24 protein-coding genes and 2 pseudogenes are annotated in these 23,905 nt (G+C 68.3%); 12 read left to right on the forward strand and 14 right to left on the reverse strand.

Annotation, left to right across the window (positions count from 1 at the left end):
• Nucleotides 1-5: 5 nt before the first annotated feature.
• The 3 genes from ACIO3R_RS09295 to ACIO3R_RS09305 all read right to left on the reverse strand — a co-directional run bounded on the left by ACIO3R_RS09295 (nt 6) and on the right by ACIO3R_RS09305 (nt 2,872).
• A complete protein-coding gene (locus ACIO3R_RS09295) occupies nt 6-1,631 on the reverse strand; it encodes an FAD-binding oxidoreductase (protein WP_402104722.1) in 1,626 nt (541 codons plus the stop codon).
• Nucleotides 1,632-1,961: 330 nt separating this feature from the next.
• The gene (locus tag ACIO3R_RS09300; RefSeq protein WP_402104725.1) at nt 1,962-2,555 is read right to left on the reverse strand and encodes an SRPBCC domain-containing protein; all 594 of its coding nucleotides are present in this window, start codon (nt 2,553-2,555) and stop codon (nt 1,962-1,964) included.
• The gene (locus ACIO3R_RS09305) at nt 2,552-2,872 is read right to left on the reverse strand and encodes an ArsR/SmtB family transcription factor (RefSeq protein ID WP_385027284.1); all 321 of its coding nucleotides are present in this window, start codon (nt 2,870-2,872) and stop codon (nt 2,552-2,554) included. The genes ACIO3R_RS09300 and ACIO3R_RS09305 overlap by 4 nt, the downstream gene beginning before the upstream one ends.
• A gap of 150 nt (nt 2,873-3,022) precedes the next feature.
• On the opposite strand from ACIO3R_RS09305, the gene ACIO3R_RS09310 reads away from it, so the two are divergent.
• Together ACIO3R_RS09310 and ACIO3R_RS09315 are read left to right on the forward strand one after the other, a co-directional pair.
• Nucleotides 3,023-3,268 (forward strand): hypothetical protein, encoded by a 246-nt coding sequence (locus ACIO3R_RS09310; RefSeq protein ID WP_402104729.1) that lies wholly within the window; start codon nt 3,023-3,025, stop codon nt 3,266-3,268.
• A complete protein-coding gene (locus tag ACIO3R_RS09315) occupies nt 3,265-4,191 on the forward strand; it encodes a LysR family transcriptional regulator (RefSeq protein WP_402104732.1) in 927 nt (308 codons plus the stop codon). The genes ACIO3R_RS09310 and ACIO3R_RS09315 overlap by 4 nt, the downstream gene beginning before the upstream one ends.
• A gap of 72 nt (nt 4,192-4,263) precedes the next feature.
• Here the strand turns inward: ACIO3R_RS09315 and ACIO3R_RS09320 are convergent, their stop codons facing one another.
• The gene (locus ACIO3R_RS09320; protein ID WP_402104736.1) at nt 4,264-5,052 is read right to left on the reverse strand and encodes an SDR family oxidoreductase; all 789 of its coding nucleotides are present in this window, start codon (nt 5,050-5,052) and stop codon (nt 4,264-4,266) included.
• Between the two features lie 617 nt (nt 5,053-5,669).
• Nucleotides 5,670-6,665 carry an aldo/keto reductase gene (locus ACIO3R_RS09325; RefSeq protein WP_385027271.1) on the reverse strand — a complete coding sequence of 332 codons (996 nt, stop codon included), beginning with the start codon at nt 6,663-6,665 and terminating at the stop codon, nt 5,670-5,672.
• Between the two features lie 126 nt (nt 6,666-6,791).
• Between ACIO3R_RS09325 and ACIO3R_RS09330 the strand changes: the two genes are divergently transcribed.
• Entirely contained in the window at nt 6,792-7,652 is an 861-nt protein-coding gene (locus tag ACIO3R_RS09330) for a helix-turn-helix transcriptional regulator (protein WP_402104739.1), read from the forward strand.
• Between the two features lie 162 nt (nt 7,653-7,814).
• Here the strand turns inward: ACIO3R_RS09330 and ACIO3R_RS09335 are convergent, their stop codons facing one another.
• Nucleotides 7,815-8,216 (reverse strand): DUF234 domain-containing protein, encoded by a 402-nt coding sequence (locus ACIO3R_RS09335; protein ID WP_402104742.1) that lies wholly within the window; start codon nt 8,214-8,216, stop codon nt 7,815-7,817.
• Here ACIO3R_RS09335 and ACIO3R_RS09340 point away from each other — a divergent pair.
• Together ACIO3R_RS09340 and ACIO3R_RS09345 are read left to right on the forward strand one after the other, a co-directional pair.
• A complete protein-coding gene (locus ACIO3R_RS09340) occupies nt 8,099-8,716 on the forward strand; it encodes a Uma2 family endonuclease (protein WP_402104888.1) in 618 nt (205 codons plus the stop codon). The genes ACIO3R_RS09335 and ACIO3R_RS09340 overlap by 118 nt on opposite strands.
• 291 nt (nt 8,717-9,007) lie before the next feature.
• Nucleotides 9,008-9,178: pseudogene (locus ACIO3R_RS09345) on the forward strand (CPCC family cysteine-rich protein); the annotation flags it as partial.
• Between the two features lie 12 nt (nt 9,179-9,190).
• Here ACIO3R_RS09345 and ACIO3R_RS09350 read toward each other — a convergent pair.
• Nucleotides 9,191-9,603: pseudogene (locus ACIO3R_RS09350) on the reverse strand (ATP-binding protein); the annotation flags it as partial.
• A 336-nt stretch (nt 9,604-9,939) separates the two neighbouring features.
• On the opposite strand from ACIO3R_RS09350, the gene ACIO3R_RS09355 reads away from it, so the two are divergent.
• From ACIO3R_RS09355 to ACIO3R_RS09370, 4 genes are all read left to right on the forward strand, one after another.
• Entirely contained in the window at nt 9,940-11,166 is a 1,227-nt protein-coding gene (locus tag ACIO3R_RS09355) for a helix-turn-helix domain-containing protein (protein ID WP_385027262.1), read from the forward strand.
• A 273-nt stretch (nt 11,167-11,439) separates the two neighbouring features.
• Nucleotides 11,440-12,234, forward strand: a complete 795-nt coding sequence (locus ACIO3R_RS09360; protein ID WP_385027259.1) for a toll/interleukin-1 receptor domain-containing protein — start codon at nt 11,440-11,442, stop codon at nt 12,232-12,234.
• A complete protein-coding gene (locus ACIO3R_RS09365; RefSeq protein ID WP_385027256.1) occupies nt 12,231-14,204 on the forward strand; it encodes a hypothetical protein in 1,974 nt (657 codons plus the stop codon). The genes ACIO3R_RS09360 and ACIO3R_RS09365 overlap by 4 nt, the downstream gene beginning before the upstream one ends.
• Nucleotides 14,201-15,439 (forward strand): hypothetical protein, encoded by a 1,239-nt coding sequence (locus ACIO3R_RS09370; protein ID WP_385027253.1) that lies wholly within the window; start codon nt 14,201-14,203, stop codon nt 15,437-15,439. Before ACIO3R_RS09365 ends, ACIO3R_RS09370 begins: the two co-directional genes overlap by 4 nt.
• A gap of 718 nt (nt 15,440-16,157) precedes the next feature.
• On the opposite strand, the gene ACIO3R_RS09375 is transcribed toward ACIO3R_RS09370, so the two are convergent.
• From ACIO3R_RS09375 to ACIO3R_RS09390, 4 genes are all read right to left on the reverse strand, one after another.
• Nucleotides 16,158-16,322: a hypothetical protein gene (locus tag ACIO3R_RS09375; RefSeq protein ID WP_385027251.1), complete on the reverse strand. Its 165-nt coding sequence runs from the start codon at nt 16,320-16,322 to the stop codon at nt 16,158-16,160.
• Nucleotides 16,323-16,354: 32 nt separating this feature from the next.
• Complete coding sequence (locus ACIO3R_RS09380; RefSeq protein WP_402104747.1) at nt 16,355-16,837, reverse strand: hypothetical protein; 483 nt, start codon at nt 16,835-16,837, stop codon at nt 16,355-16,357.
• A 461-nt stretch (nt 16,838-17,298) separates the two neighbouring features.
• Nucleotides 17,299-17,715, reverse strand: a complete 417-nt coding sequence (locus tag ACIO3R_RS09385; protein ID WP_385027245.1) for a PIN domain nuclease — start codon at nt 17,713-17,715, stop codon at nt 17,299-17,301.
• Nucleotides 17,712-17,963 carry a type II toxin-antitoxin system VapB family antitoxin gene (locus ACIO3R_RS09390; RefSeq protein ID WP_148020499.1) on the reverse strand — a complete coding sequence of 84 codons (252 nt, stop codon included), beginning with the start codon at nt 17,961-17,963 and terminating at the stop codon, nt 17,712-17,714. Before ACIO3R_RS09390 ends, ACIO3R_RS09385 begins: the two co-directional genes overlap by 4 nt.
• Nucleotides 17,964-18,654: 691 nt before the next feature.
• On the opposite strand from ACIO3R_RS09390, the gene ACIO3R_RS09395 reads away from it, so the two are divergent.
• Both ACIO3R_RS09395 and ACIO3R_RS09400 read left to right on the forward strand, forming a co-directional pair.
• Nucleotides 18,655-18,924 (forward strand): type II toxin-antitoxin system Phd/YefM family antitoxin, encoded by a 270-nt coding sequence (locus ACIO3R_RS09395; RefSeq protein WP_385027241.1) that lies wholly within the window; start codon nt 18,655-18,657, stop codon nt 18,922-18,924.
• On the forward strand, nt 18,917-19,180 hold the full coding sequence (locus tag ACIO3R_RS09400; protein ID WP_385027238.1) for a type II toxin-antitoxin system RelE/ParE family toxin: 264 nt from the start codon (nt 18,917-18,919) through the stop codon (nt 19,178-19,180). The genes ACIO3R_RS09395 and ACIO3R_RS09400 overlap by 8 nt, the downstream gene beginning before the upstream one ends.
• A gap of 762 nt (nt 19,181-19,942) precedes the next feature.
• Here the strand turns inward: ACIO3R_RS09400 and ychF are convergent.
• A complete protein-coding gene (ychF, locus tag ACIO3R_RS09405) occupies nt 19,943-21,031 on the reverse strand; it encodes a redox-regulated ATPase YchF (RefSeq protein ID WP_123461369.1) in 1,089 nt (362 codons plus the stop codon).
• Between the two features lie 338 nt (nt 21,032-21,369).
• Here ychF and ACIO3R_RS09410 point away from each other — a divergent pair, with 338 nt between their 5' ends.
• The gene (locus tag ACIO3R_RS09410; protein WP_385027394.1) at nt 21,370-21,936 is read left to right on the forward strand and encodes a DUF6542 domain-containing protein; all 567 of its coding nucleotides are present in this window, start codon (nt 21,370-21,372) and stop codon (nt 21,934-21,936) included.
• A 38-nt stretch (nt 21,937-21,974) separates the two neighbouring features.
• Here the strand turns inward: ACIO3R_RS09410 and ppgK are convergent, their stop codons facing one another.
• Nucleotides 21,975-22,712, reverse strand: a complete 738-nt coding sequence (ppgK, locus tag ACIO3R_RS09415) for a polyphosphate--glucose phosphotransferase (protein ID WP_402104753.1) — start codon at nt 22,710-22,712, stop codon at nt 21,975-21,977.
• Between the two features lie 153 nt (nt 22,713-22,865).
• Nucleotides 22,866-23,855: a 4-hydroxy-3-methylbut-2-enyl diphosphate reductase gene (locus ACIO3R_RS09420; RefSeq protein WP_385027232.1), complete on the reverse strand. Its 990-nt coding sequence runs from the start codon at nt 23,853-23,855 to the stop codon at nt 22,866-22,868.
• Nucleotides 23,856-23,905: the final 50 nt, after the last annotated feature.

Genomic DNA, 23,905 nt, shown 5'->3' on the forward strand with positions numbered 1-23,905 from the left:
GAACGTCAGCGTGCGGGCCGCTGGACCGCGAGCGGATGGTGGAACACGTCGAGCGGGTCCCAACGTGCCTTCGCCCGCTGGAGCCTGGGGTAGTTGTCCTTGTAGTAGAGGGTGTACCAGGGCACTCCGGAGGTGTTCCAGTCGGGATCGGCCAGGTCGACGTCGGGGTAGTTGATGTAGGACCCGTCGCTGACCCTGCCGGGTACGGGGACACCTCCGGTGTCCTTGTACACGTCCCGGTAGAAGTCACGGACCCAGGCGAGACGGGCCGCGTCGTCGGCCTCGTCGAGCCAGACAGCGTGGAAGTCGGCCTTCATGACCGAGTCGCGCTGGGCCACCGCGGTCTGTCCCGGCGGGACCGTGTTCACCCGGCCCCCGTATCCGAACAGCTCCAGACTCCCGTCCGGGGTCCCGGCGGGATCGGTCAAGTACCGGTAGACCGTGGCGAGCTGAGGATCAGTCAGTGAGCGGCGCAGACAGGCGGCCTTGATCTTGTACCGCCGGGTGATCACGTCACCGGCCTCACCCGTGCCCGGCCAGGTGACGGGGTGCAGCCACGGCATGGTCCGACTGGCGTCGACCGTCGGTTCGACGCCGGCGCCGGCGGTCACGGCGGACACGAAATCCGCCACCAGGCCCTCCGCGCCAGGAACGTCCGCGTCGATCTGGACGATCACCTGGAAACTGCCCGCGCTGCGGTGCGGCGCTTGCAGGATCGCGTACAGGTTGGCCTCCGGGGTGCCGGCCGCACTGTTCTGTTCGTGCCAGGTCCCGAAGTTGCGCAGCAGTGTGGTGAACGCCCCTTCGGTCATCCGCTCGTCCCAGGCCCAGACGACCGCGCGTTCCAGGAGCCTGGCGGGGGCGCGCGGCAGCAACCGGGCGGGGTCGGTACCGGCGGCGTCCGGTGAGCGCAGCCAGTACTTGGTGACGACCCCGAAGTTGCCGCCTCCGCCGCCGGTGTGCGCCCACCACAGGTCGGAGTTCGGATCGTCCGGTTCGCGGGTGGCGACCACGGTGCGTACGGTGCCGTGTCCGTCGACGACCACCACTTCGACGCCGTAGAGGTGGTCCACCACGGATCCGTACCGGCGCGAGAGCGGCCCGTACCCGCCCCCGCAGAAGTGCCCGCCCGCTCCGACGTCCGGACAGCCGCCCCCGGGCACCGTCACACCCCATCGCGTGAACAGGGTCCGGTAGATGTGTCCCAGCGTGGCCCCGGGCTGCACCTCGAACGCGCGCCGCTCCGGGTCGTGGCCGACCGCGTTCATGGGCGAGAGGTCCAGCAGCAGGCGCACCCCCGGGTCGGCGGTGAAACCCTCGAAACAGTGACCGCCGCTGCGCACCGCGAGCCGGCGGCCGGACCGTACGGCTTCCGATACGGCCCGCACGACCTGTTCCGTGGAGCTGACGACACGGATCTCGTCCGGCCGCCCGGTGAAGCGCCAGTTGTTGCCGCGTAGCAGGCTGTCATAGCGGGGGTCCGCCGGCCGGACCGAGACCGGCTCGGCCGTTCGCCCGGACCGTTCTGCCGCGGCGGCGGTACTCGCTCCGCGGCCGGTCGCCGGCGCTGTCACGGCACCGCCGGCGGCCAGTGCCCCGGCAGCGGCGACGAACAGGCCGCGCCGGTTCACTCGCGGACCGTCCGGGCTGTTCCCTGCGTGCGTGTGTCGTTCTGCCGCTGAATCCGTGTGTGGTTCTGCCCCTGCGTCCGTGTGTGGTTCTGCCCCTGCGTCCGTGTGTGGTTCTGCCCCTGCGTCCGTGTGTGGTTCTGCCCCTGAGTCCGTGTGTGGTTCTGCCCCTGAGTCCATTCCAGTCACTACACACGGAGCAGTCCTGATCATTCGCGCCACCGTGCGCACGCGCGGGCGAGTTCACCCGATTCCGGGAGTTGCGGACCGGCGCACCACCGCACGAGGGCTCGCGCGACGGCGTGGGGGTGTCCGGTGAGTCCCGCCGTGTTCTCAGCTCCCGGCCGGGGGGCCTTGCTGCGGGCCGAGAGCCGGTTCGAACGCGGCGCTGTAGCGGTCGAAGTGGCTCTTCCAGGCATCGGCGGCGACGGTTTGACCAGCGAGGCGGCCGAGGCAGATCTGCCAGCCGGCCGCGTTGCGGGCAGCGATGTCCGGGGGCGTCTCGTCGGTGAACACCAGACGGGTGCGGCCGTCCGGCTCCGGTGTCAGGGTGAAGCGGAGGGTTTCCTCACCCCAGGTGTACGCGAGCGTGTGAGGCTCCTCCGCTTCCAGAACGGTGCCGGTGAGGGTCATGTCGGTCCCGGGGAACGGGAAGCTGATCTCGGCACCGGGTTCCCAGGCGTCGGCGATGACCTCGGACGGAAACCACGCCTTGAGTTCCTCGCGGTCGGTGATCGCCCGCCAGACCGCCTCGGGAGGCCGGGCCAGAACGCGTTCGAAGCGCAGAACCGGCCGGGCGCCGCCCGTGCTCAGCGTGGCTTCGGCCGGGTCCGGGGGCCCTGTGGGGCCTGCGGAACCCGCGAGTTCTGCGGAGTCCGTGGGTCCCGTGAAGTCCGCGGGTCCTGTGGGTCCTGTGGGGGTGTTCATGATGCTCCTTCCTCCAGATGCCGGCCCAGGCGGTCCAGGCTCGCGCTCCACAGACTGCGGTAGGAGGCGAGCCACGCATCGAGCTCGGCCAGCGGCTCCGGGCGTATCCGGTACAGCCGTCGCTGGGCGTCGACCCTGGCCTCGACCAGTCCGGCATCGCGCAGAGTGCGCAGGTGCTTGGAGACGGCCGGCTGCGTCAGCCCCAGCTCGTCGACCAGCTCACCAACGGGCCGCTCGCCGTCCTTGAGGAGGTCGAGTATGCGCCGGCGGTTGGGCTCGGCGAGTACTGCGATGACGTCACTTGCCGGAGTACTCACCAGACGAATATACGACACCAGCTATATGCCCGCAACCGCATGTACGAGACCGATCCGCCCATGGGGAATCCTTCCCAGGGTGCACGACTTATCGCAGAGGGCGTCCTCATCCTCTGTAACCCACGACGTCCGGCGGAAGGAGACACTTCCATGTCGCCCAGTCGCACCGATGTGTCCGGCGATCCGAAACGCCCGATCGCCGACACCGGTGCCGGCACGAGCACCGGCACCAGCACCAGCACCAGCATGTTCACCGTGCATCTGCGTAGGTCGGAACGCGACGGCTCGCCGATCCGGACCGTATGGGCCACCGTGCCGGCCAAGGCCGAACACGGCCTCACGCCCACGGTCCGCACCGCACACGACGCCACCGCAGAGAAGAGTGCGAGCCGATGAGCCTCCGCCAGTTCGAGTACGCCCTCGCCATCGCCGAGGAGGGCTCGGTGACGGCGGCGGCGGAGCGGCTGCGCGTCGCCCAACCGTCGGTGTCCCAGCAGATCCGGGGCCTGGAGCGGGACCTCGGCGTCCAACTGTTCACCCGCACCCCGGCCGGCCTGGTGCCCACCGCGGTCGGCCACGCGTTCCTGCGGGAGGCGGAGGTCGCGGTGAGCGCGTCACGGCGGGCGACGGCGACGGCGCGGGCCGGTGCCGACGAGCTGGTCGGCGAGCTGACGGTCGCGGCGCAGATGGGCTTCGGCACACGGCAGTTGCCGCGCACGCTGGGCGCGCTGCGCCGCCGCTACCCGCGGCTGGAGGTCACGGTGTTCGAGGAGCCGAGCTCCGCCGAGCTGGAGCGGCTGTGCCGCCGGGGCGTGCTGGACCTGGCCCTGATGGCGGCGTGCGAGCGGAGCCCCGCCGACGCCCACCACCTGGGCGACGAGGAGTTCGTCGTGGTGCTGGGCGCCGGCCACCGGCTGCTCGCCGCGGACCGGGTCGAGCCGCGCGAGCTGGAGGGGGAACCGTGGGTGAGGTTCGACCGCGACAGCGCGCTCGACAGCGTGCTGCTGAACGTGCTGCGGGACGACGACCCGACCACGGCCGCCCGCGTGTCCCAGACGGCGACGGCGGTGCGCTGGGCCGCGCAAGGGCTGGGAGCCACGCTCGTCCCGGCCTCCGCGGTGCCCCCAGGTCACGAACACCTCGTCCGTCCGGTGTTCCCGGCCGTGTCCCAGCCGGTCATCGCCGTGCTCCGGCACGCCGCGGGCCCGGCGGAGACGGCGCTGCTCGAACTCCTGCGCCGGGAGACCTGGTCCGAACCCGCCGCCGAGTCCGCCGCCACTCCCGAGTCCGGGTCCGCCGCCTTCTCCCCGGTGCCCTGAGGGCCGGGGGGAGGAACGGACGCGGGCGCCTGTTCCGGAGAACCGCGTTCCGGAACGCCGTCGGCGTTGGCGTCAGCCCCTGGGGAATTCGCCGCCGTCCACGATGAGGTTGCTCGCCGTCAGCCAGCTCGCCCGGTCGGACAGGAGGAACAGCACCGCGTCGGCGATGTCCTCGGGCCGGCCGTCGCGCCCCAGCGGCGTGGTGTCGGCCGCGTTGGTCAGGTCCGAGCCCGCGCCCATGCGCGCGGACACCTTCGCCCACTGCTCCCGGGTCGTCTCGCCGCCGGGGGTGGCTGTCCGGCCGGGAGACACGGTGTTGACCCGGATGCCGAACGGGGCCAGTTCCAGGGCCAGTCCCCTGCTGTACGTCTCCAGCGCCGCCTTCGCCGCCACGTAGTGCAGGAACGGTCCCACGGGGGTGAGGACCGCGGCCGACGAGATGTGCACGATCCTCCCCGAACGCCGTTCCCGCATCTCCGGTACCAGTAGCGCGTCCAGCCGCACCGACGCCAGGTAGTTCAGGTCCAGCGCGTCCTGCCACTCCTCGTCGGGGATGGCCAGGGCACCTTCGTGAGGCTGCGCCCCACCCGCGTTGTGAACCACGATGTCCACCCCGCCGAGCACCTCCTGCGCGGTCGCGGCGAGTGCCTCCGCTCCGGCCCGTGTCCGCACATCGGCCGCCACGAAACCGGCCCCCTCCGGCACCGTGCCCGTCGCCGACCTGGCGGTCGTGAGCACGTCGGCACCCGCGTCCAGGAGCTGGCGCACGACGGCTGCTCCGATGCCGCGGGATCCACCCGTGACCAGGGCACGCTTTCCTGCGAGTTCGTGTGTTCCCGGCCCGTTCTCGACTGTGGTCATGCCACTGGTCCTCTCGATCGCTTTCAGTCCGCTCGACGGAAATGGATCGACGCGCACAACGCGCGAATTCCGAGGAATTCGCGGTGCGCATCTCGTCGAGCCCGTTTTACGGTACGGCCGGAAAGGAAAGAGAAGCAAAGACGAAATGTCAGCAGACGCTATAGGGAGCTCCTATGGCATCCGGTTCCCGGAGGTCACGGAACGGCGCGTCCAGGTGCGGCTCGTGCGACGTAAGGCGTGACGCCAGGCCGGGTGCGATGCCGGTGCGCGGACTGCGTACGCGGCGGCGCGAGCGCGCAGGCACTCGCCGCCGGAGAGTTCACCGAATACCCATCACCACCGAACGCGACATGCAGAACATGCCCGATCTCGCACCCCACCCCCCACGCACACAGACACAGAACACAGAACAAGCAGGCCGATCAATTCCCCCACCCGGCCTGCTTATCCCAGCGAGAAGGCACTCCACGACGATTAAGCCTGCCGCCTTCCGATAATCCAGAGCACGATCGATCGGTCCGGCGGATCACGCCGTGCGGTGGCGGGTCCGCCGCGCCGCGCGGGCAGCGCCGGGAGAACACCGGTTCCCGCACGGACCCCGTCCCCGATGGCCTCGCTCAGTTGCCCGCGCCGAGGGCGGACATGAACGCGGCCGGATAGCGGTCGCCGCGTGCCGCGCCGAGCGGTACCGCCTCCTCGATCCCGGCGAGGTCCTCGGGGGTGAGGCGTACGTCCAGTGCGGGCAGCGCCTCGGTCAGCCGCTGCCGGGTGCGCGCACCCACCAGGGGCACGATGTCGTCGCCCTGTGCGGCCACCCAGGCGATGGCCAGTTGGGCGACGGTGCAGTCCTTCGCCTCCGCGACCCGGCGCAGCGCCTCCACGAGGGCGAGGTTGTGCGCCACGTTCTCCTGCGAGAACCGCGGACTGCGCCCGCGCGAATCGCCGGGGCCCGCGCTGCGGCCTGCCGACCAGTGTCCGGAGATCAGGCCCCGGCCGAGAACGCCGTAGGCGGTCATTCCGATGCCCAGCTCCCGCAGCGTGGGCAGGATCTCCGCCTCCACCGCGCGGGAGATCAACGAGTACTCGATCTGCAGGTCGGAGACGGGCTGCACGGCGTGCGCCCGGCGGATCGTCGCGGCATCGACCTCCGAGAGACCCAGGTGGCGCACGTAGCCGGCGTCGATCATCTCCTTGATCGCCCCCACCGTCTCCTCGATCGGTACCGCCGGGTCCAGCCGGGCGGGACGGTAGATGTCGATGTGGTCGACGCCCAGCCGGGTGAGCGAGTAGGCCAGGAAGTTCTTCACCGCCTCGGGACGGCCGTCCTGCCCGCCGAACGTCGGGCCGGGTCCGCTCAGCATCCCGAATTTGACGCTCAGCCGGTAGCTGTCCCGGTTCCGGCCGCGCAGCGCCTCTGCGAGCAGCAGTTCGTTGTGGCCCATGGCGTAGAAGTCGCCCGTGTCGATCAGTGTCACGCCGGCGTCCAGTGCGGCACGCACCGTGGCGATGCTCTCCTCGCGGTCGGCCTCGCCGTACGCGCCGGACATGCCCATCGCTCCCAGGCCCGGGGCGGAGACGGTCGGGCCGGTGTGGCCCAGGGTTCGCATCTGCATCGCGCTCTCCTTCGTTGTCGGTCCGCCTTCCACAGTGAGTGGAATCAGGCATGTGCGGGAGAGGAGCGTTCATCCAGGGAGCGGCGCTCCCTGGATGGTCCACCGTCCGGGCGCGACCATGGAGGTATGCAACGTGAACAGCTCGCCGACTTCCTGCGCCGCCGTCGCGAGGCGATCCGTCCCGCCGAGGCCGGTGTGGCGGACGGCCCCCGCCGCCGCACCAGCGGTCTGCGCCGGGAGGAGGTGGCCATGCTCGCCGGCATGTCGACGGACTACGTCGTACGCCTGGAGCAGGGCCGCAGCAGCCGGCCCTCGGTCCAGCTCCTGGGCGCCCTGGCCCGTGCGCTGCGCCTGTCCGAGGACGAGCGCGACCACCTGTTCCACCTGGCCGGCCACCAGCCCCCGCCCGCCGACGGGGTGGCCCGCCTGGCCCGCGCCGGCCTGATGCGCATGCTCGACCTGCTGGGGGACACCCCCGCCATGGTCCTGTCCGACCTGGGCGAGATCCTGGCCCAGAACCGGGCAGCCGCCCTGCTCACGGGCGACCACGTCGATTTCACGGGTGACCGCCGCTACACCGTCTACCGCTGGTTCACCGACCCGGCCGCCCGGTCGGGCGCCCCGGCCGAGGAGCAGGAGCATCTCGCCCGCCAGCTCGTGGCCGACCTGCGCGCCGCGGCCGGCCGCCGCTCCGGCGACCCGGTCGTCACCGGCCTGGTGGAGCGGCTGCAGGCCGCGAGTGACGACTTCAGCCGCCTGTGGGCCGAGCACGAGGTGTCGGTCAGGCGCGCCGACCGCAAGACCGTCCTGCACCCGCGAGTGGGGCCGCTGCTGATGGACTGCGAGACCCTGTTGACGCCCGACCTGGGCCAGCAACTGCTCGTCCTCACTCCGGCGGACCCCGAGACCCGCGAGCGGCTGGACCTGCTGCGCGTGCTCGGCACCCAGTCATTCCCCACGGATCACACCACCCCGCCCGCACGGTGACCCGACGGCCGCCCCTGCCCTGCGACAGAGCCCCACACCACCTGCTGCGGAAACACTGTCCTTCTGCTCACCCGCCAGCGATCTGACCGGCCGGCGTCATCAGGATCGCCGTACTGGCCGCACCGCGGGAACCACCTTCGCGCCCTCGTCGCAATCCGCCACTCACACCGGCCAAGCGGTCAGCAAATCCCCTGGGCCGTAGGCGGCATCGGGCCCCGGGCAGTCGACACCGCCGCGCGAGACCGCTGCGACCGGAACAGGTTCACTGGTGAGGGCGGCCCGATGCCGATGAAGGGCTGCCAGGTCGTGACGGTCGAAAGGCGACCGCTCCAGCCACTTGATGGAGCCGACAAAGAGCAGTTCCTCGGCAATGGGAGCCCGGTCCGCACCGACGATGTCGATCTCCACATCGCTGGTGCGGCTCCAGCAGCCGCCCACTGCGTGGGCTGCGGGAAGCCGGTCATCGGGCAGTATCCGGGCGAGCGCCTCGCGGACGAGCGGTTCGATCGCCCTCCCGCGCCAGCTGGTCCAGTTCTCCCGGATACGCGCCAGGGCCAGAGGCACCGCGCCACACCGAGCTGATCGACGGAGCCATCGTATTCATGAGGTCCCCGCAGCGGTGGTGGCACGGCCATCTCGTCACGATGCTCACCGTGGCTCTCATGGAGCAGGCGCCGGCCGACGTAAGGGTCGGACGGGAGATGACCATCAAACTCGATCAACGCAATCGGCCCGAGCCGGATCTGCTGGTGACAACGGCCGACTTCGACGGTGACCGCACCTGGTTCGCACCGGATGAAGTACGACTCGCCGTCGAGGTGGTCTCCCCCGAGTCCGCACACCGGGACCGCACGGTAAAGCTCCACAAATACGCAGAGGCCGGCATCCCGCACTACTGGCGCATCGAGGACGAGGACGGAGCACCCATCGTCCACGTCTACGAACTTGACGAGCCAACCGCCACCTATGTAGCCGTTGGCATCTTCAGGGGCTCACTCAACCGCCCGGTGCCCTTCGAGGTCAACCTCGACCTGGAGAAGCTCGCCCCACCCAGCCGCGGCTGAGTCAGCACGGAAAAGCGGTAGGGGCCGGACTCAACCAAGTCCGACCCCTCTGACCAGCTTTCTTGACGAAATAGTCAGCTGGCAGCAGCCATCCCGCTACACGTTGAAGCGGAATGTCTGCGGTCTGATCCTGACCTGCGGTGGAGCCCCGTGCAGGGCTCTGAACTGGGGTTTCTTCGTTGGCATGCATTGGCTCCCGACGGCCGTTTACGGGTGCCCTGCGGACTGGGCGGGGTGCCGCGGCGGCGAAATCCCTGGCACGCCGACAGGACCTGCAAGGAGACTGCGCAGGTGAGCGACTACCCCTGCCCGTGCTGCGGACACCGCGTACTGGACGCGATGCCTGGCTCGCACGAGATCTGCCCCGTCTGCTTCTGGGAGGACGACGGGGTCCAGTTCCGCAGGCCGACCATGGCAGGCGGGGCGAACAAGATCTCCCTGATCGAGGCCCAGCGCAACTATCAGGATTTAGGTGAGCTCCTTGGACTTGGGGGTGCGGTCCGCACCGACATCCATCTCGACGTCGTCGGTGCATGTCCAGAGCCGCCCACTGCGGGGGCTGCGGGGAGCTGGTCGTCGGCCCGGGCAAGCGCCTCGCGATGAGCGGTTCGACCAGAGCCGCGCCAACTGGCTCAGCTCTCCCGGATCCGCGCCAAGGCCAGATCGCCCAGCCACCAGCGATACAGGCAGTCGGCGGCGAAGATCCGCTTGTCCGTGAGCAGCCCCAACGCTTGTTGCAGCGGCTTGGCCCCGATTCCACCAGCTGCACGAGCGATCTCGGTGAAGGCCCGCTCACCACTGCCGATAGCCGCCGACGTGCATGCCTGGCCCTGCGGGGATTCGGCAGCCAGGGAACGCTCTGCCGACACCAGCATGGACAAGACCGGGCGCCGTTCGGAATTCCCCACAGCAGGACTGCCCATCACCACCTGCCCCGATACCGCGGGCACTCACCCTCCGAGAGCGCCTGGCCTGAAACAGACGCAGCCTTGTCTCCCCGGAACGGACGAGGAACAACGGAGAACATGAGAGGCAACAGGCAACGCCCCCGAACCCCAATCCCTCGGCCACGCCTCGTGCCAAACTCCTTTCGGATCCGCAGTGACATCACACCGTTACAGCGCGTATCCACCACCGGCGGCACATCGCTCGGTGATCGCCGACGCCGCGGTTCCCGTGAGGGCGGACGGTTCTCACGGACACGGCCCAAGGGGAGGTTGACGATGAACACGACTTCAGGTTTCGGCCCGGAGCTCCGCCGTTTACGCGTGGAAGCGGGGCTGACGCTGACCGAGTTCTCCGTGGCGCTGAACTACGACAAGGGATACCTGAGCAAGGTGGAACGCGGCGAACGTTCCGCTTCCGCCGAACTGGCCCGGAGGTGCGACGCCTTCCTCGGTGCGGACGGCGAGTTGCAGCGTCTGGTTGCCCCTCCCGCGACGGACCCGGGCTCCGGCCCGAACCTCTGGGCAGTCGGACGCCGAGCGGTGCTCTCGGCCGGCACGGGGGCGCTGACCGATCTCGGGATGAAGCTCGGCGGACAGAGCCGGATCTCGGCCGTCGACCCTCTCCTGCCTTCGCTCCGCCTGCAGTTCGAGCAGTTGCGGAAGCTCGGGCAGTCCACGGCGCCGAGGGTGCTGCTGCCCCTGCTGGAGACCCAGACCCTCATGATCGCCGGGCTGGCCGCCGATGCCCGGTCGGCATCCCGCGGCCCCGCTCTCCTGCTCGCCTCGCGGTTCGCCGAGTTCACCGGCTGGATGGCCCAGGAGGCCGGGGACAGCCACGCCGCCCTCGGCTGGACTGGCGAGGCGGCGGAACTGGCGCGCGCTGGAGGCGACCCGTACCTCGGTTCGTACGCACTGGTGCGTCGTGCCCTGGTCACCATGTACGACGGGGACGCCGCGGCCACCGTCGCCCTCGCCCGGCGTGCGCAGAACAGCTCTCTCCCGCCACGCATCCGGGGACTCGCCGCCGGCCGGGAGGCCCAGGGACACGCGCTCGTCGGCAACGAAGCCGACTGCCTCCGCAGCCTCGACCGGTCCCGGGAACTGCTCGCGGGCGTCGCCGACGGCACGGAACCCGTCATCGGCACCACCCATGTCACCGATCAGGCGACGATGTCGACCGGCTGGTGCCTGTACGACCTCGGCCGTCCCAAGGCCGCCGCCGAGGTGCTCGACCGGGAGTGGCACCGGCTCCCCTCGCACGCCCTGCGTACTCGCACCCGGTACGGATTCCGCCGCTCCCTTGCCCACGCCGCATCAGGCGAGGTCGAGCACGCGTGTGCAATCGCCGAGGACCTTCTGGCCGTAATGCCTGCTGTGCCCTCCGCGACCGTGAACAGCGACGTGCGGCGTCTTGCCCGGGAACTCTCCCGCTTCCACAACAACCGTGCCGTCCGCGGTGTGCAGCCCGCGCTGGCGCGCGTGCTCGCCCCGACACAGGGCTGACGGCCCCTTCACGACCCACCGCTGGGACACCTGTACGGCCCTCGTCGCACTGGCCCCGGGGTCGTTCCCCGTCCCCGGTGGCCTTCCGGCCCCGGTTCCTCGCCTGCCCACCGGTCTCGTCCAGGCCCCGGCCGCTTCTGCCACCCGCTTCCGAACGGCTCCGTGGACGCACCATGCCATGGCACGGCCGGGACCGCATGGCCGGGCGGACCGGACCCCAGGCCACGATCCCGTGCCCGTCCATTCCATGCTCCTCTCTCGAAGGGAACCTTCATGTCCGACGTATTCGTCAACTACCGCACAGGCGACGAGGAATCCGTAGCGACGATGATCGTCCGGGAACTCGTCCGCCGGTTTGGCGAAGAGCGGATCTTCTTCGCCAGCAGCTCGATCGAGCCCGGCCACCGCTTTCCGACAGCACTGCTTACGGCAGTCGAGGAGTGCCAGGCTCTCCTCGCCGTGATCGGCCCGCGCTGGGCGGAGGTGCCGGGCGCCGACGGCCGCCCCGCTCTCGAAGCCGAACAGGATTGGACCCGTCGCGAGATCCAGACCGCGCTGGACCGCGGCGTCCTGGTGATCCCCGTACTCGTGGGCAGGGCCACACGGATCGACCGCGCCATCCTCCCGGAGGATCTGCTGGAACTGGCGGACTGCCAGTACCGGCGGTTCGACCACCGCAACGCCGGACCTGACCTGGCGTCGCTCGGCGACGCCCTTGGCCGCCTCCTGCCCGACTTGGGTCAGGCGGACCGGGACGCCCACGCGAAGCAGGAGCGGACGGAGGCGGAGTCCCGCGAGGAGTCAGAACGAAACGCCGGACATACCAGGATGCGGACTCGTGACGTCGAACAGCGCGTGGATGGCGGCATCGGAAACCTCAACGGGAATCTGTCCGGCACCTTCGTCAACAGACCTCAGGGGCCCGTCAACACCGGCCAAGGCCACCAGCACAACGCGCCCCACCTCGAGGGCGACAACACTGGTGTCCAGTTCACGGCGGGCGACCACAGCGGCACGGTCCACCAGCGTTTCGAGCGCGAGCGCCGCCGCTCGGACGACGCGCGATGAGCGAACAGGAGCGCGTCACGGTCAATGACGCAAGCGGCCCGGTCAACAACGGCACGGGGCCCCAGAACGTCTACACCTACTACAACACCGCATCGGACCGGCCGAATCGCAAGGGCACCGAGTCCGTACGCATCACCCGCGAGGACCGGGTGTGGCTGGCCGACCGCTTCGTCCCGCCGACGGGGTACCGCATCGCCGCCGAACGCCTGGAGACGCCCGGTTCGGTGGTGCTACTGCACGGACAGCCGGGCAGCGGACGCCGCGCTGCGGCAATCATGCTGCTGCACGAGATCGGTGGGAACGAGGGCGCCGCCGGAGAAGAGATCCGGTTCGAGGAATTTCCCGTCATGGGCAAGAACGACAGTCCCCTGGCGCCCGGCGCGGGAGACCGTTTTCTCGTCGATCTCTCGGGATTCGCGGACGAGGAGACCTACCACCGGGCCCAGCACCGCTTGGCCGCAAACCGTGCACAGGTCCAGGGGGCAAAGGCCCATATGGTCGTCGTCCTTCCGGCGGGCATGGAGCACGCTCACCTGCCGGAGCTCGGACCACACACGGTGAGACTCGGGCGCCCCAGAGGCATCGCGATGGTCACCCGCTACCTCCGCATGGACCGGATGCCCTTTCGCTACGCCGATCTGGAAAGGGCTGGCCTCCGGCAACTGTGCGACAGGTCCCCCATGCAGGAGCTGGCCAAGCTCTCGAGCCTGGTGCGGGATGCGCGGGACAGCGGCCGGTTCGGTTCCGGCTTCCCAGGTTGGCTCGACCAGGCCATGCACGCGGTCACCGATCGTGCCGGAGAGGTGAGCCGGCAGGTGGCCGCGGCCCGATCCGCCCCCGCGCGGACCCTGCTCCTCGCGGCCGCGATGTTCGAGGGCACCCCGTCCGACACCGTCTACGCGGCGTGGCGAGGTCTGATGAGGATGGTCCGGCACGAGGAGGAGGCGACGACCGAACTCGCACGGTCGGATTTCGGGGAGCGGCTGGACGGGCTCGGGATCGAGCGAGCTCCGGACGGACGGCTCCGCTTCGCACAGCTCGCGTACGCCGACGCGGTGCGCACGTACTTCTGGGCGAACTTTCCCGGAGTGCGCAACGACCTCAGGAATTGGATCGGTGACGCCGCCGGGCTGGAGGGGCTGACCGCCGACGACCGGGTCGGCGTTGTCGTCCGGTTCGGCGAGCAGGCGCTGGCCACGGGCCGGCCCGACGACCTCTTCGACCTGGTGACACGATGGACCGACCAGCCCGGGGGGCCGCAACGCGCCAAATGTGCCGTGGCCGCCCTCGAACTCGGGCTGATTCATGAGCGGTTCGGCGGATGGTTCCGCAGACGGATGTACGAGTGCGTGAGATCCGGCTCCTTGCCGGACGGTCTCACCCGTGTTCTGACGACAGTCTGCGTCCAGAGCCTCGGCGCGACACACCCAGCCCAAGCCGTGGTACGGCTCCATCACCTGGCCGTCCGTAAGGGGGAAGCCGCGAGTGAGGTCCGGGAGGCGCTGTTCGACCTCGCCGGCCGCGACCGCAGGCTCTACCGGCTGCTGATCGACCGCCTGCGGGCTCGGTTGGTTCAGGAGGCACCTGATGCCGAACCTCATCTCCGGCTGCTCACGGAACTGTTGCGAAGCGACCGGGCGCCGGAGTCACGAACGTGGCCGGACCTGTTCGTGGGCTGGGTGGGGGTCTTCTCCCGGCAGCCCACGGAGCTCTGGGGACCTCTGGTGAACAGTTGGCTGAACACCGTCGCCCACGACGGCACGCAGTGGACGGCACTCGACCTGATGGTCAGGGCGACCGGAGGTGGCAAAGCCGCCCTGCACCGCCTTTACACCCTGGCCTGTGCCTGGGTGGGGGCGGAGCACCACTCGAACCGGTCAGCGGTGGCCACCCTCTTCTGGGAGCACATCGACCACGCGCAGTACGGCCGCGCGGACGCCGGACAACGGACAACGGAAGAGACACGATGAGGCATCCCTTCGCCCGCATTCTGTTCGTCGCCGTGTGCGGCCTCGCACCGGCCGCGCTCGGCAACCTCCTGCACTGGTCGGTGTGGCAGTGGGGCTTCATGTCCATGGTCACGACCTCAGGCTCGCTGCTGCTCCTGGTGACGGTCCTCGGCTCCGACCGCACGACAGATGATTCGTACGAACCCGAGCAACCCGAATCGCCTGGTCCGGTGGAGGAGCCGTACCGGGAGACCCATGTGACCGACGCGGCACTGCCCAGCGCGGCCGACGGCTACGATTTCCGCTTCTCCGCCACCGTGTGGTGGAAGCCCATCGCCGATCACATCGGCCGGTCCGAGGACTCTTCCCCCGCCCTCGCCGTGTCCTCGGTCGTCACGCGGGCCCGAGAGCTCGTCCGCCACGAGGAACCCGGCCGGGCAAACTTTGCGCAGTACCTCCTGGACGGGGAGTTGGGCGTCGCACGTCCGGACCGGTACGAACGGGTAGTGGTCATGGCGGCCGATGTGACACTGACCCTCGCCCCCGCCGACGGGGAACGTCTGCGGAAACTGAACAACCTGCGCAAGGACGAAGAGCTCTGGGAACACGAACGTCAGTACGAGCGCAGCAAGCGACGCTACCTCGGCGACGACGTCCTCAAGAGCGCGGGCAGCGCGGTGGTGTGGTGGCTGGCCCGCCACGAGGACGAGATCGAGAAGGCAGTCACCATGATCGGCCCGCTGGCCCAGATCGCGTCCGCGGCCAACGACGAGGAAGTGCCCGAGCTCTTCCGCCATCTCCTCATCCCGCCCGCCGGAACATCCGGAGAGGCCTCTCTCGGGGCACCTCTGTGGGACGAGGGTGGCCCCGAGCAGGAGATGTTCGACCGCGAGGAGGAAGTGGGGGTCGCCGATCGGCTCCGCCTGCTGCTGGACGCCGTGGGCCTTAAGCCGGACATGGACGGGTACACAGTCCTGGTGCACCGGGTAATGCGATCCCTGAAGGCTGAGGGTCTGAACGACGCCGCCGACGACATCGCACAGGGCTTCGGCCCGGCCTCCGACGAAACGCCGGAGAACCCCGCTCCGGCCGGCAACCCTTCCACGGGCCCGTGGCCACCTCGCTCCCCCGCATCTGAACCACCTCCTTCGTCGCCCTCGGCCTCGGAATCCGTCCCGGATACCGACCCCTTCACACGCTGGGCGCCGGAAAGTGCCGCATATCCCCGCGAGGAGGACAACCTCGGCGGGTTCTGAGGCGGCCTCCTCCTGTCCGGACACCGCCTGCCCATCGTGGCCATCGCGGCGAACCTCGGCTCGGCCCGGCGTCCCCCGCGGCACAGTTCTTCGTAGACCGTCTCACTCGGGCAGAGGAGGGCGCTCCTCGAACCGGACTTCCGTCGTACGTCGTGGCGCAGCTTCGTCTCCCCTCCCGAACAACGTCGACTGCGCGTGGGAACTTCTCGCCTCGTCTGCACGATCAGCACAGTTACGACGAAGGGGTTGGACTCGGCAGAGTCCAACCCCCTCCTGACTTGCATGCGTGCTATGTCAGCGATGTGGCGTCATTTCATCCGCTCACACGTTGAAGCGGAATCCGTAGCGCAGAGCTCCCACCTGCGGAAATGCAGTTCCGGAGAGGGGCATCCCAGCACCATCCCAGCACGGGCGTTCTATCCCGGCACCATGCAGGCCGGGCGCCCCTCATGCACTCCCACGCAGCTTGCGTGCCACCACTCCGGCTCGCACCCTTTGAGGGGTGGGACGCTTCGTCGAGGGGGTGGCCGCAGGGCGTGACGCACTTGCCTGCAACGGCTCCACGCGCTGGGCAGCAGGTGCACCTCGCTGGACCCGCAAGAAGGGGTCCGCCTGGCCCTTGACGCTCAGGATCCACGCTCACGAATGTCCCGGTGGACAAGCACACCACGGGAGGTTCAGCTTCCCGCAGACAGGACGATGGCGTGTCACTGCGAGATCAATCGAGCTTCTCGAACGACGGTCTCGGCGCAATGATGGGCGTGCGCTGTTCGTTGATATTGAGCCACGTAGGCGCTTCCACCGACATGAGCTTTCGCTCGATGGTAATTAGGTTCTGCTGCGCCGCTTCGTTCAGGGAGTCAAGAATGTCGACCACCTTCACCTTCCCATACTTCTCAAGTTGCGCTGAATCCTCTACGCCTTGGCACTCGGCTTGTAATAATAGGGTGCACGATCGCGCCTACCAACTGTCAGAACCGCTTCGGCGACCGCCTCGTATGCATCGTCAAACAAGCCCATAAAGCCATCCGGGTCTGGTAGCGCAACCAGGTGTAGGCTCTGCCACCTCTGATAACCCGCCGGAAGGTCTATCGCCTGGGGGACAATCGCCACTCGGATCTCGTTACCGTCTTCGAGTTGATGCCAATTACTCTTGATGGTAGCGGCGGCAAACCGCGCCTTCTCAGCACTACTCAAGAACAGATCAGTCTTCCACACCTTCTTGATCCGGTCCCGGAGCTGAGCCTCGGCGGCGACGCCACGAGCAGCGATCGGCACCCAGGATCCAAATGCGAATGGGCGACCTGAGCCGTCGGGCAGCAACACCGCGTCGCCACTCGCATTGTTGACGACAGCATCAGTGAACCCGAGATGGCGTGCACGCTCGTTCCCGAACATCAGGGAAGTTGGCCTGTCCAAGTCGGCGAATGACCTAGGACTCACCTTCCTGAGAGCTTCGCTGACCAGATCGACAACGCGTGGCTCACCGCCGACAATCGCCTCGCGAACGGCCCACTCAAACCCATCTCCGGGCGATCCCTTGTCGCGGTGCAGGCGAGCGAGCTTAGCGAGTTGCGAAACGTGACGTCCACCCGATCGCAATTGAGGTCTTCGAGATCCGCTTGCGACAACTCATCGAAGTGGGCCCTCAGAATCGATCGCGACACCGCATAAAGAGCGCGACCGTACTCATCGATTGGTTCAGCCGCTCAGAAAAGTGACATCAGCCATTCAACATCTCCCTATTTCTTCGCACCAGAGGTTAGACAGGAAATCGACTACACATCGAAGTGGAACTTGTGGCCTGCGGAAATGCAGACCATCGAGGCACTCGCTGGCACGGCATGTGGCGTTCCCGGTCAGTCGGCGGTGCCGGGCTCCACGACCCACTCGGTTTGCACCGCGCTCACCGAGGCGATCATGTCGAAGTCGCCGTCGTAGTGCAGGACCGTGGCCCCATGCCGTTCTGCGGTTGCCGCGATGAGGACGTCGGCCAGCGACAGCGCCCGGTGAAAGCCAGCGTTCAGCGCCAGCGCCTGGATCGCGAGCGCCTGCTCGAACTCCTCGTCGTTGCAGGGCAAGTAGTCGAAACCACGGAGCAGAGTACGCAGGCGCAGCGCCTCGGGCTTTCCACGCGCCGAGTACAGAACCTCATACTCGGTCGGGGCGCACACTGCCAGGAGTCCATCGCGGTCCAGTGCATCCAGCCGCGCCCGCACTGCCGGTTTGCCCCGGCGGGCCAGCGCGGACTTGTCGATGAGGTAGCGCCCTTTCACGCCGCCGAAGCCCCGTCTTCGCGCTTAAGCGAGCCGTCCGGATTCCGCGGCCCCGTCTGCGACCGGATCTCCGCGAACACGTCATCAAACTCACCATCATCAATGGCATCGAACAGCTCCCGGCGCAGCCGCAGCCTCACCCCCTCCTCCATGGCCGCCCGCACTGCGGCGGCCTTCGTCCTCGCTCCATACACCCGCATCGCCTGCTCGACGATCTCCTCGTCCAGATCGATCACAGTCCTGGCCATCAGTTGTCCCCTTCACAGCTCGACGCTCCAACAAACGATATCAATTGAGAGTAAGAAATGGCATCAAAATGCTGGAGCGCGTCGGGGGTGCCTCGATCAGAGCCAGGAGCACGACCTGGACTGGTTGATCAGCTTTCCGATCGGCGAGCAACCCTGGACGAGACCCTGTACGAACTCCCTGAACTGGGACTCGGCGAACGAATCGACGCCATGTTGCCGGAGCGGCCACTCCGCAAGACATTGGAAGCCGGCAGGAACGAACCCGGGCACGGCAGACTGCGCTCCCCGCGACGATCGGCTCGTAGTCTCGGGAGGGCCCATCAGAGTGGAACCTGGCACCGTCGGCGCATCCGCGTCCCAGCGCAAACCCAGCACGGTACGAACGACCAGGGATGACGGCAGGTGACGAGGGGTCAGGTAACTCAGCACCATCCCAGCACCGGAGAAAGCAAAGGGCCCGACTCCGAAGAGTCGAGCCCCTCCTGAACTGCATGTTTGCCAGATCAGCGACGTGGTGATAACTCAGCCACTACACGTTGCAGCGGAACGTTCAGCGCAGCGCTCCGACCTGCGAAAACGCGGTTCTGAAAGTGGCTATCCAGCACCGATCCAGCACAGTGCGGGTTCATCCAGCTCATCCAGCACCACGGGAGAGTGGTGTACACATGGCACACTCGGTACACTTGAGCGCATGACGCAGCCGCTGCCCATAGAGTCCATCCGCGACGTGCGCGCCCACCTGGCGGAAGTCGTGGAGCGCGCGGACCGCGAAGACGTACCCACAGTCATCACCCGCCGAGGTAAGGAAGTCGCCGCCGTCGTCTCCATCGAGGTGCTGCGCAAGTACCAGGAGTGGGAAGAGCGCGAGATCAACCGGATCATCGATGAGCGCATGGCCAACCCCGCACCCGGCGTCCCGATCGAGGACATCATGAGGGAGACGCTGGCGCGCGGTGAGTGAGTACCGAACCGTCTTCCGGCCAGAGGCACAGGCCGAGCTCCGGAAGATCCCTCGCGACATGGCCCTACGCATCCTGACCAAACTGACCGAACTGGAGAGCGACCCCCTCGGCTTTAACACCACCGCGCTCGTGTCACAGCCAGAACGCCGTCGACTGCGGGTCGGCGACTACCGGGTCGTCTACACGATCGACAAGGGAGAGGTCGTGGTGTGGGTCGTCCACGTCGGGCATCGCTCCACCGTTTACGACACCTGATCCCGACTGATCCAGCGTCTGAACATCCAGCACAGGTCCAGCAGAGGAAAACCCTTAGCCTTCTACACATACATGCGGGCGCTATTCTGTCTCATTACTCCGTTCCCACTGAGCGCTGTTCCAAACCCCAGTCGGGGAGCACCGGCTTTGAGAACAGGTCGTGCACGCGCCCGTGACTACCGATCCCGTTCGTCCTGCGGGCCAGTTCACGCGTTGACGGAAATCCGGTCTTTCGATGCAGCGCATGCAGCTCTTCACTCAGCCGTTGCATGGGCCCATCCGGCAGCCCTGGCGCCCTCAGCTTTGCCACGGTCTCCCCCTCCGAGGCGAACCTCGACCACTGCGCGTGACACGCGTCTGATCCCGTCCAGTGACGTCTGATGTTGTCCAGAACTGTCAAAACTGCGCGCGCGGCGGGCCACGCTTGATGCGTCAACATCGAGCGAGAGGACGCGACATGGCTCTGCAACGGCTTCTAATCGAGGGCCTACTCACTCAGCTACCTGCATCCCTGATCGCTGGCTGCTTGGCAGCCGCGGGCAGCTGGGCCGTCCGCCGCTGGCGGCGCCGGAAGGCAGGAGCTGACGCAACCGATCAGGTCGTCACAGCGGTTCCATCCCCAGGGCCCAGCAGAGGTGACTAATCGTCAGAAAATCCAGCACCGAACCAGCACGGTATGGACCAAGGGGCCGGGCCCTCAAGAGCCCGGCCCCTTCTGATCTGCTTGTTTGCCACATCAGCGACGTGGTGGTATGTCACCCACTACACATTGAAGCGGAACTCCACCACGTCCCCGTCCTGCATGACGTAGTCCTTGCCCTCCATACGTGCCTTGCCCTTGGCGCGGGCCTCGGCGACCGAGCCCGTTTCGACCAGGTCGTCGAAGGAGATGATCTCCGCCTTGATGAAGCCCTTCTGGAAGTCGGTGTGAATCACACCGGCCGCCTCGGGGGCCGTGGCGCCCTTCTTGATCGTCCAGGCGCGGGCTTCCTTCGGGCCTGCCGTGAGGTAGGTCTGCAGGCCCAGGATGTCGAAGCCGACGCGGCCGAGGGTGGCGAGGCCGGGCTCTTCCTGGCCCATGGACTGGAGGAGTTCCAGGGCCTCGTCGTCGTCGAGCTCGATCAGCTCGGACTCGATCTTGGCGTTGAGGAAGATCGCCTCGGCGGGGGCCACCAGGGCGCGCTGCTCGTTCTTGAAGTCCTCGTCGACCAGCTCGTCCTCGTCGACGTTGAAGACGTAGAGGAACGGCTTGGTGGTGAGGAGGTGCAGCTCGTGGAGGAGGCGGCCCTTCTCGGTGCCGGCCGTGATGCCCGCGTGGAAGAGGGTGTCGCCCGCTTCGAGGATCTTCTGGGCCTCCTCGACGGCGGCCAGGACCGCGACCTTCTCCTTCTGGAGGCGGGCCTCCTTCGTGAGGCGCGGGACGGCCTTCTCGACGGACTGGAGGTCGGCGAGGATCAGCTCGGTGTTGATCGTCTCGATGTCGTCCTTGGGTGAGACCTTGCCGTCCACGTGGACGACGTTCTCGTCCTTGAAAGCGCGGATGACCTGGCAGATCGCGTCCGACTCACGGATGTTCGCGAGGAACTTGTTGCCCAGGCCCTCGCCCTCGCTCGCGCCGCGCACGATGCCCGCGATGTCGACGAAGTCGACCGTCGCCGGGAGCAGCTTCTGGGAGCTGAAGATCTCGGCGAGCGTGTTCAGGCGTGCGTCGGGGACGCCTACGACGCCGACGTTCGGCTCGATCGTGGCGAACGGGTAGTTGGCCGCCAGCACGTCGTTCTTGGTCAGGGCGTTGAACAGGGTCGACTTGCCGACATTCGGCAGGCCGACGATTCCGATCGTGAGCGACACGTTGGCGACTTCCTGAGGGGTGGGCGGGCTCGTAATGAGGTCCGGCCCCGGTGGGCCGATTCTCCAGTTTACGGGCGGGGGCGAGCGCGTAACCACGGGTCCCACCGGGTGCCGATCCGGTTCCCGTTGGGCCGTGTGGCATCGAACTCATCGCCAAGGTCGGCCAAAGGGCGTGTCCCGCACGTGATTCCTGCCGCCCGGCGACCTACGTTGTCCCGGTGGAGCAGCACAGGACACGTCCCCCGCAGCGCAGCCAGACCCAGCAGGCCCCGCTGTCCCCGCTGGGGACCAGGGGAGCCAAGGGAACCGTCGGCGACGGCGCCGCCGTCTACCGGGTGATGAGCACGCCCGCAGGCCGGGCCCGCCCGGTGGCACCTGCCGTGCTCGCCCTGCGGCGGCTGCCGAATCCCCGGCTGACCGGTATCGGCGGCGGGCTCTTCGCGGCCGCCACCATGTTCGTGCTGGCCTGTGCGGACCGGCTGCTGTTCGATGCCTCAGCCGTCGTGTTCGGTGTGCTGTTCCTGCCGGTCAGCGCGCTGACCGCGTTCTGGGTGCGGCCCGCGGACCTGGTGACCGCGCCGATCAGCGTGCCGATCGCGTTCGCCGTCGGCATCATCCCGATCTCGGGCGGCACGGGCGGCTTCGGCGGGCAGATGATGGCCGTCGTCACCGCGCTCGCCGTCCACGCGGGCTGGCTGTACGGCGGCACGCTCGTCGCCGGGCTCATCGCGACCGTACGGAAGGTCCGGCTGATGCGGGCCCGGCAGCGGCGGATGCTGCTGGCCGCACAGACCTCACGGGCGGCCGGTCAGCCGCAGTCCCCCCGGCCCGCGGGACAGGCACCCCGGCCCGCCGGGCAGGCACCTCGACCCGCCGGACAGGCACCCCGGCGTCGGCAGCGCTGACCGACGTGCCCCGGGGACGCCGCCGAAAGGGCCTGCCGTCAGCTGTTCCCCGCCGCCATCGCCGCGCCCACGATGCCCGCGTTGTTCTGTAGCTCCGCGGGCACCATCTCGGACCGCACGTGCTCGATCAGCGGCAGGAACTTGTCGGCCTTGCGGCTGACACCGCCGCCAATGATGAACAGCTCGGGCGAGAACAGCATCTCCACGTGGACCAGGTACTTCTGCACCCGGTGCGCCCAGTGGTGCCAGCTCAGGTCCTCGTCCTCCTTGGCCTTGGTCGACGCGTGCTTCTCCGCGTCGTGACCGTTCAGCTCCAGGTGGCCGAGCTCGGTGTTGGGGACGAGCCTGCCGTCGATGAAGAGCGCGCTGCCGATGCCCGTACCGAGTGTCAGCACGATGACCGTGCCCTTGCGGCCGCGCCCCGCGCCGAAGGTCATCTCCGCGATGCCGGCCGCGTCCGCGTCGTTCAGCAGGGTGACCGGCAGGCCCAGCTTGTCGCTGAGCAGCGTACGGGCGTCCAGATCGATCCAGCCCTTGTCGACGTTGGCCGCGGAACGGGTGACGCCGCTGGTGACCACGCCCGGGTACGTGATGCCCACCGGGCCCGACCAGTTGAAATGGCCGACGACCTCGGCCACGCACCCGGCCACGTCCTCGGGTGTGGCCGGGTGCGGTGTGAGTACTTTATGGCGCTCCTGCGCCAGGTCCCCGCGGTCCAGGTCCACGGGAGCACCCTTGATCCCGGATCCGCCGATGTCCACGCCGAAGATCTCCATGTGATCCACGGTACGGGCAGGCGGCCCGGCTCACTCCCCGGAGCGGAAACCCGAGCGGAAACCCGAGAGGGAAGGAAGGCGGAGAGGAAGGCGGAAAGGAAAGCCGGGCGGAAACCGTTCAGCGTCCCGCGCGGATGCCGGGCCCTGGAGCCGTCATTCGGCGGACATGGCCGCCGCCTCCGCGCGCAGGTCCCGGCGGAGCTCCTTGGGCAGCGAGAAGATGATGGACTCCTCGGCCGCCTTCACGATCTCCACGTCCTCGAAACCGCGCTCGGACAGCCAGGCCAGGACGCCGTCGACCAGTACCTCGGGAACGGACGCGCCGGAGGTGACACCGACCGTGGAGACGCCGTCCAGCCAGGACTCCTCGATCTCGTCGGCGAAGTCGACCAGATGGGCGTCGTTCGCACCCGCGCCGAGGGCGACCTCGACCAGGCGGACCGAGTTGGAGGAGTTCTTGGAACCGACGACGATCACCAGGTCGCAGTCCGCGCCCATCTGCTTCACCGCGATCTGCCGGTTCTGCGTGGCGTAGCAGATGTCGTCGCTGGGCGGCGAGATCAGGAGCGGGAACTTCTCCTTGAGCGCGCCGACGGTCTCCATCGTCTCGTCGACCGAGAGCGTGGTCTGGGAGAGCCAGACGACCCGGGACGGGTCGCGCACCTCGACGTTCGCGACGTCCTCCGGGCCGTCGACCAGCGTGATGTGCTCGGGGGCCTCGCCGGAGGTGCCGATGACCTCCTCGTGGCCCTCGTGGCCGATCAGGAGGATGTCGAAGTCGTCCTGCGCGAAGCGGACGGCTTCCTTGTGGACCTTGGTGACCAGGGGGCAGGTCGCGTCGATCGTGGCGAGCTTCCGTTCGGCCGCCTCGTCGTGCACGGCCGGTGCGACGCCGTGTGCGGAGAACATCACGATCGATCCCTCGGGGACCTCCGCGGTCTCCTCGACGAAGATCGCGCCCTTCTTCTCCAGCGTCTGTACGACGTATTTGTTGTGAACGATCTCGTGGCGTACGTAGACCGGTGAGCCGTACTGCTCCAGGGCCTTCTCCACGGCGATCACGGCACGGTCCACGCCCGCGCAGTAGCCACGGGGAGCGGCGAGCAGGACGCGTCGGGGTGTCGTAGCAGTCATGCGTCCCATCGTAAGGCCGTACCGAACAGGCGCGGGGCCGACAGGGTCGGGAGACTGAT

It is taken from the genome of Streptomyces sp. NPDC087428, from assembly GCF_044744085.1.
Classification (GTDB): Bacteria; Actinomycetota; Actinomycetes; order Streptomycetales; family Streptomycetaceae; genus Streptomyces.

Coding starts and splice junctions, on each gene's coding strand:
- ACIO3R_RS09300 (WP_402104725.1), bottom strand. CDS start 2,555: ATGAACACCCCCACAGGACCCACAGGACCCGCGGACTTCACGGGACCC.
- ACIO3R_RS09310 (WP_402104729.1), top strand. CDS start 3,023: ATGTCGCCCAGTCGCACCGATGTGTCCGGCGATCCGAAACGCCCGATC.
- ACIO3R_RS09315 (WP_402104732.1), top strand. CDS start 3,265: ATGAGCCTCCGCCAGTTCGAGTACGCCCTCGCCATCGCCGAGGAGGGC.
- ACIO3R_RS09320 (WP_402104736.1), bottom strand. CDS start 5,052: ATGACCACAGTCGAGAACGGGCCGGGAACACACGAACTCGCAGGAAAG.
- ACIO3R_RS09325 (WP_385027271.1), bottom strand. CDS start 6,665: ATGCAGATGCGAACCCTGGGCCACACCGGCCCGACCGTCTCCGCCCCG.
- ACIO3R_RS09330 (WP_402104739.1), top strand. CDS start 6,792: ATGCAACGTGAACAGCTCGCCGACTTCCTGCGCCGCCGTCGCGAGGCG.
- ACIO3R_RS09355 (WP_385027262.1), top strand. CDS start 9,940: ATGAACACGACTTCAGGTTTCGGCCCGGAGCTCCGCCGTTTACGCGTG.
- ACIO3R_RS09360 (WP_385027259.1), top strand. CDS start 11,440: ATGTCCGACGTATTCGTCAACTACCGCACAGGCGACGAGGAATCCGTA.
- ACIO3R_RS09365 (WP_385027256.1), top strand. CDS start 12,231: ATGAGCGAACAGGAGCGCGTCACGGTCAATGACGCAAGCGGCCCGGTC.
- ACIO3R_RS09370 (WP_385027253.1), top strand. CDS start 14,201: ATGAGGCATCCCTTCGCCCGCATTCTGTTCGTCGCCGTGTGCGGCCTC.
- ACIO3R_RS09380 (WP_402104747.1), bottom strand. CDS start 16,837: ATGTTCGGGAACGAGCGTGCACGCCATCTCGGGTTCACTGATGCTGTC.
- ACIO3R_RS09390 (WP_148020499.1), bottom strand. CDS start 17,963: ATGGCCAGGACTGTGATCGATCTGGACGAGGAGATCGTCGAGCAGGCG.
- ACIO3R_RS09395 (WP_385027241.1), top strand. CDS start 18,655: ATGACGCAGCCGCTGCCCATAGAGTCCATCCGCGACGTGCGCGCCCAC.
- ACIO3R_RS09410 (WP_385027394.1), top strand. CDS start 21,370: ATGAGCACGCCCGCAGGCCGGGCCCGCCCGGTGGCACCTGCCGTGCTC.
- ppgK (WP_402104753.1), bottom strand. CDS start 22,712: ATGGAGATCTTCGGCGTGGACATCGGCGGATCCGGGATCAAGGGTGCT.
- ACIO3R_RS09420 (WP_385027232.1), bottom strand. CDS start 23,855: ATGGGACGCATGACTGCTACGACACCCCGACGCGTCCTGCTCGCCGCT.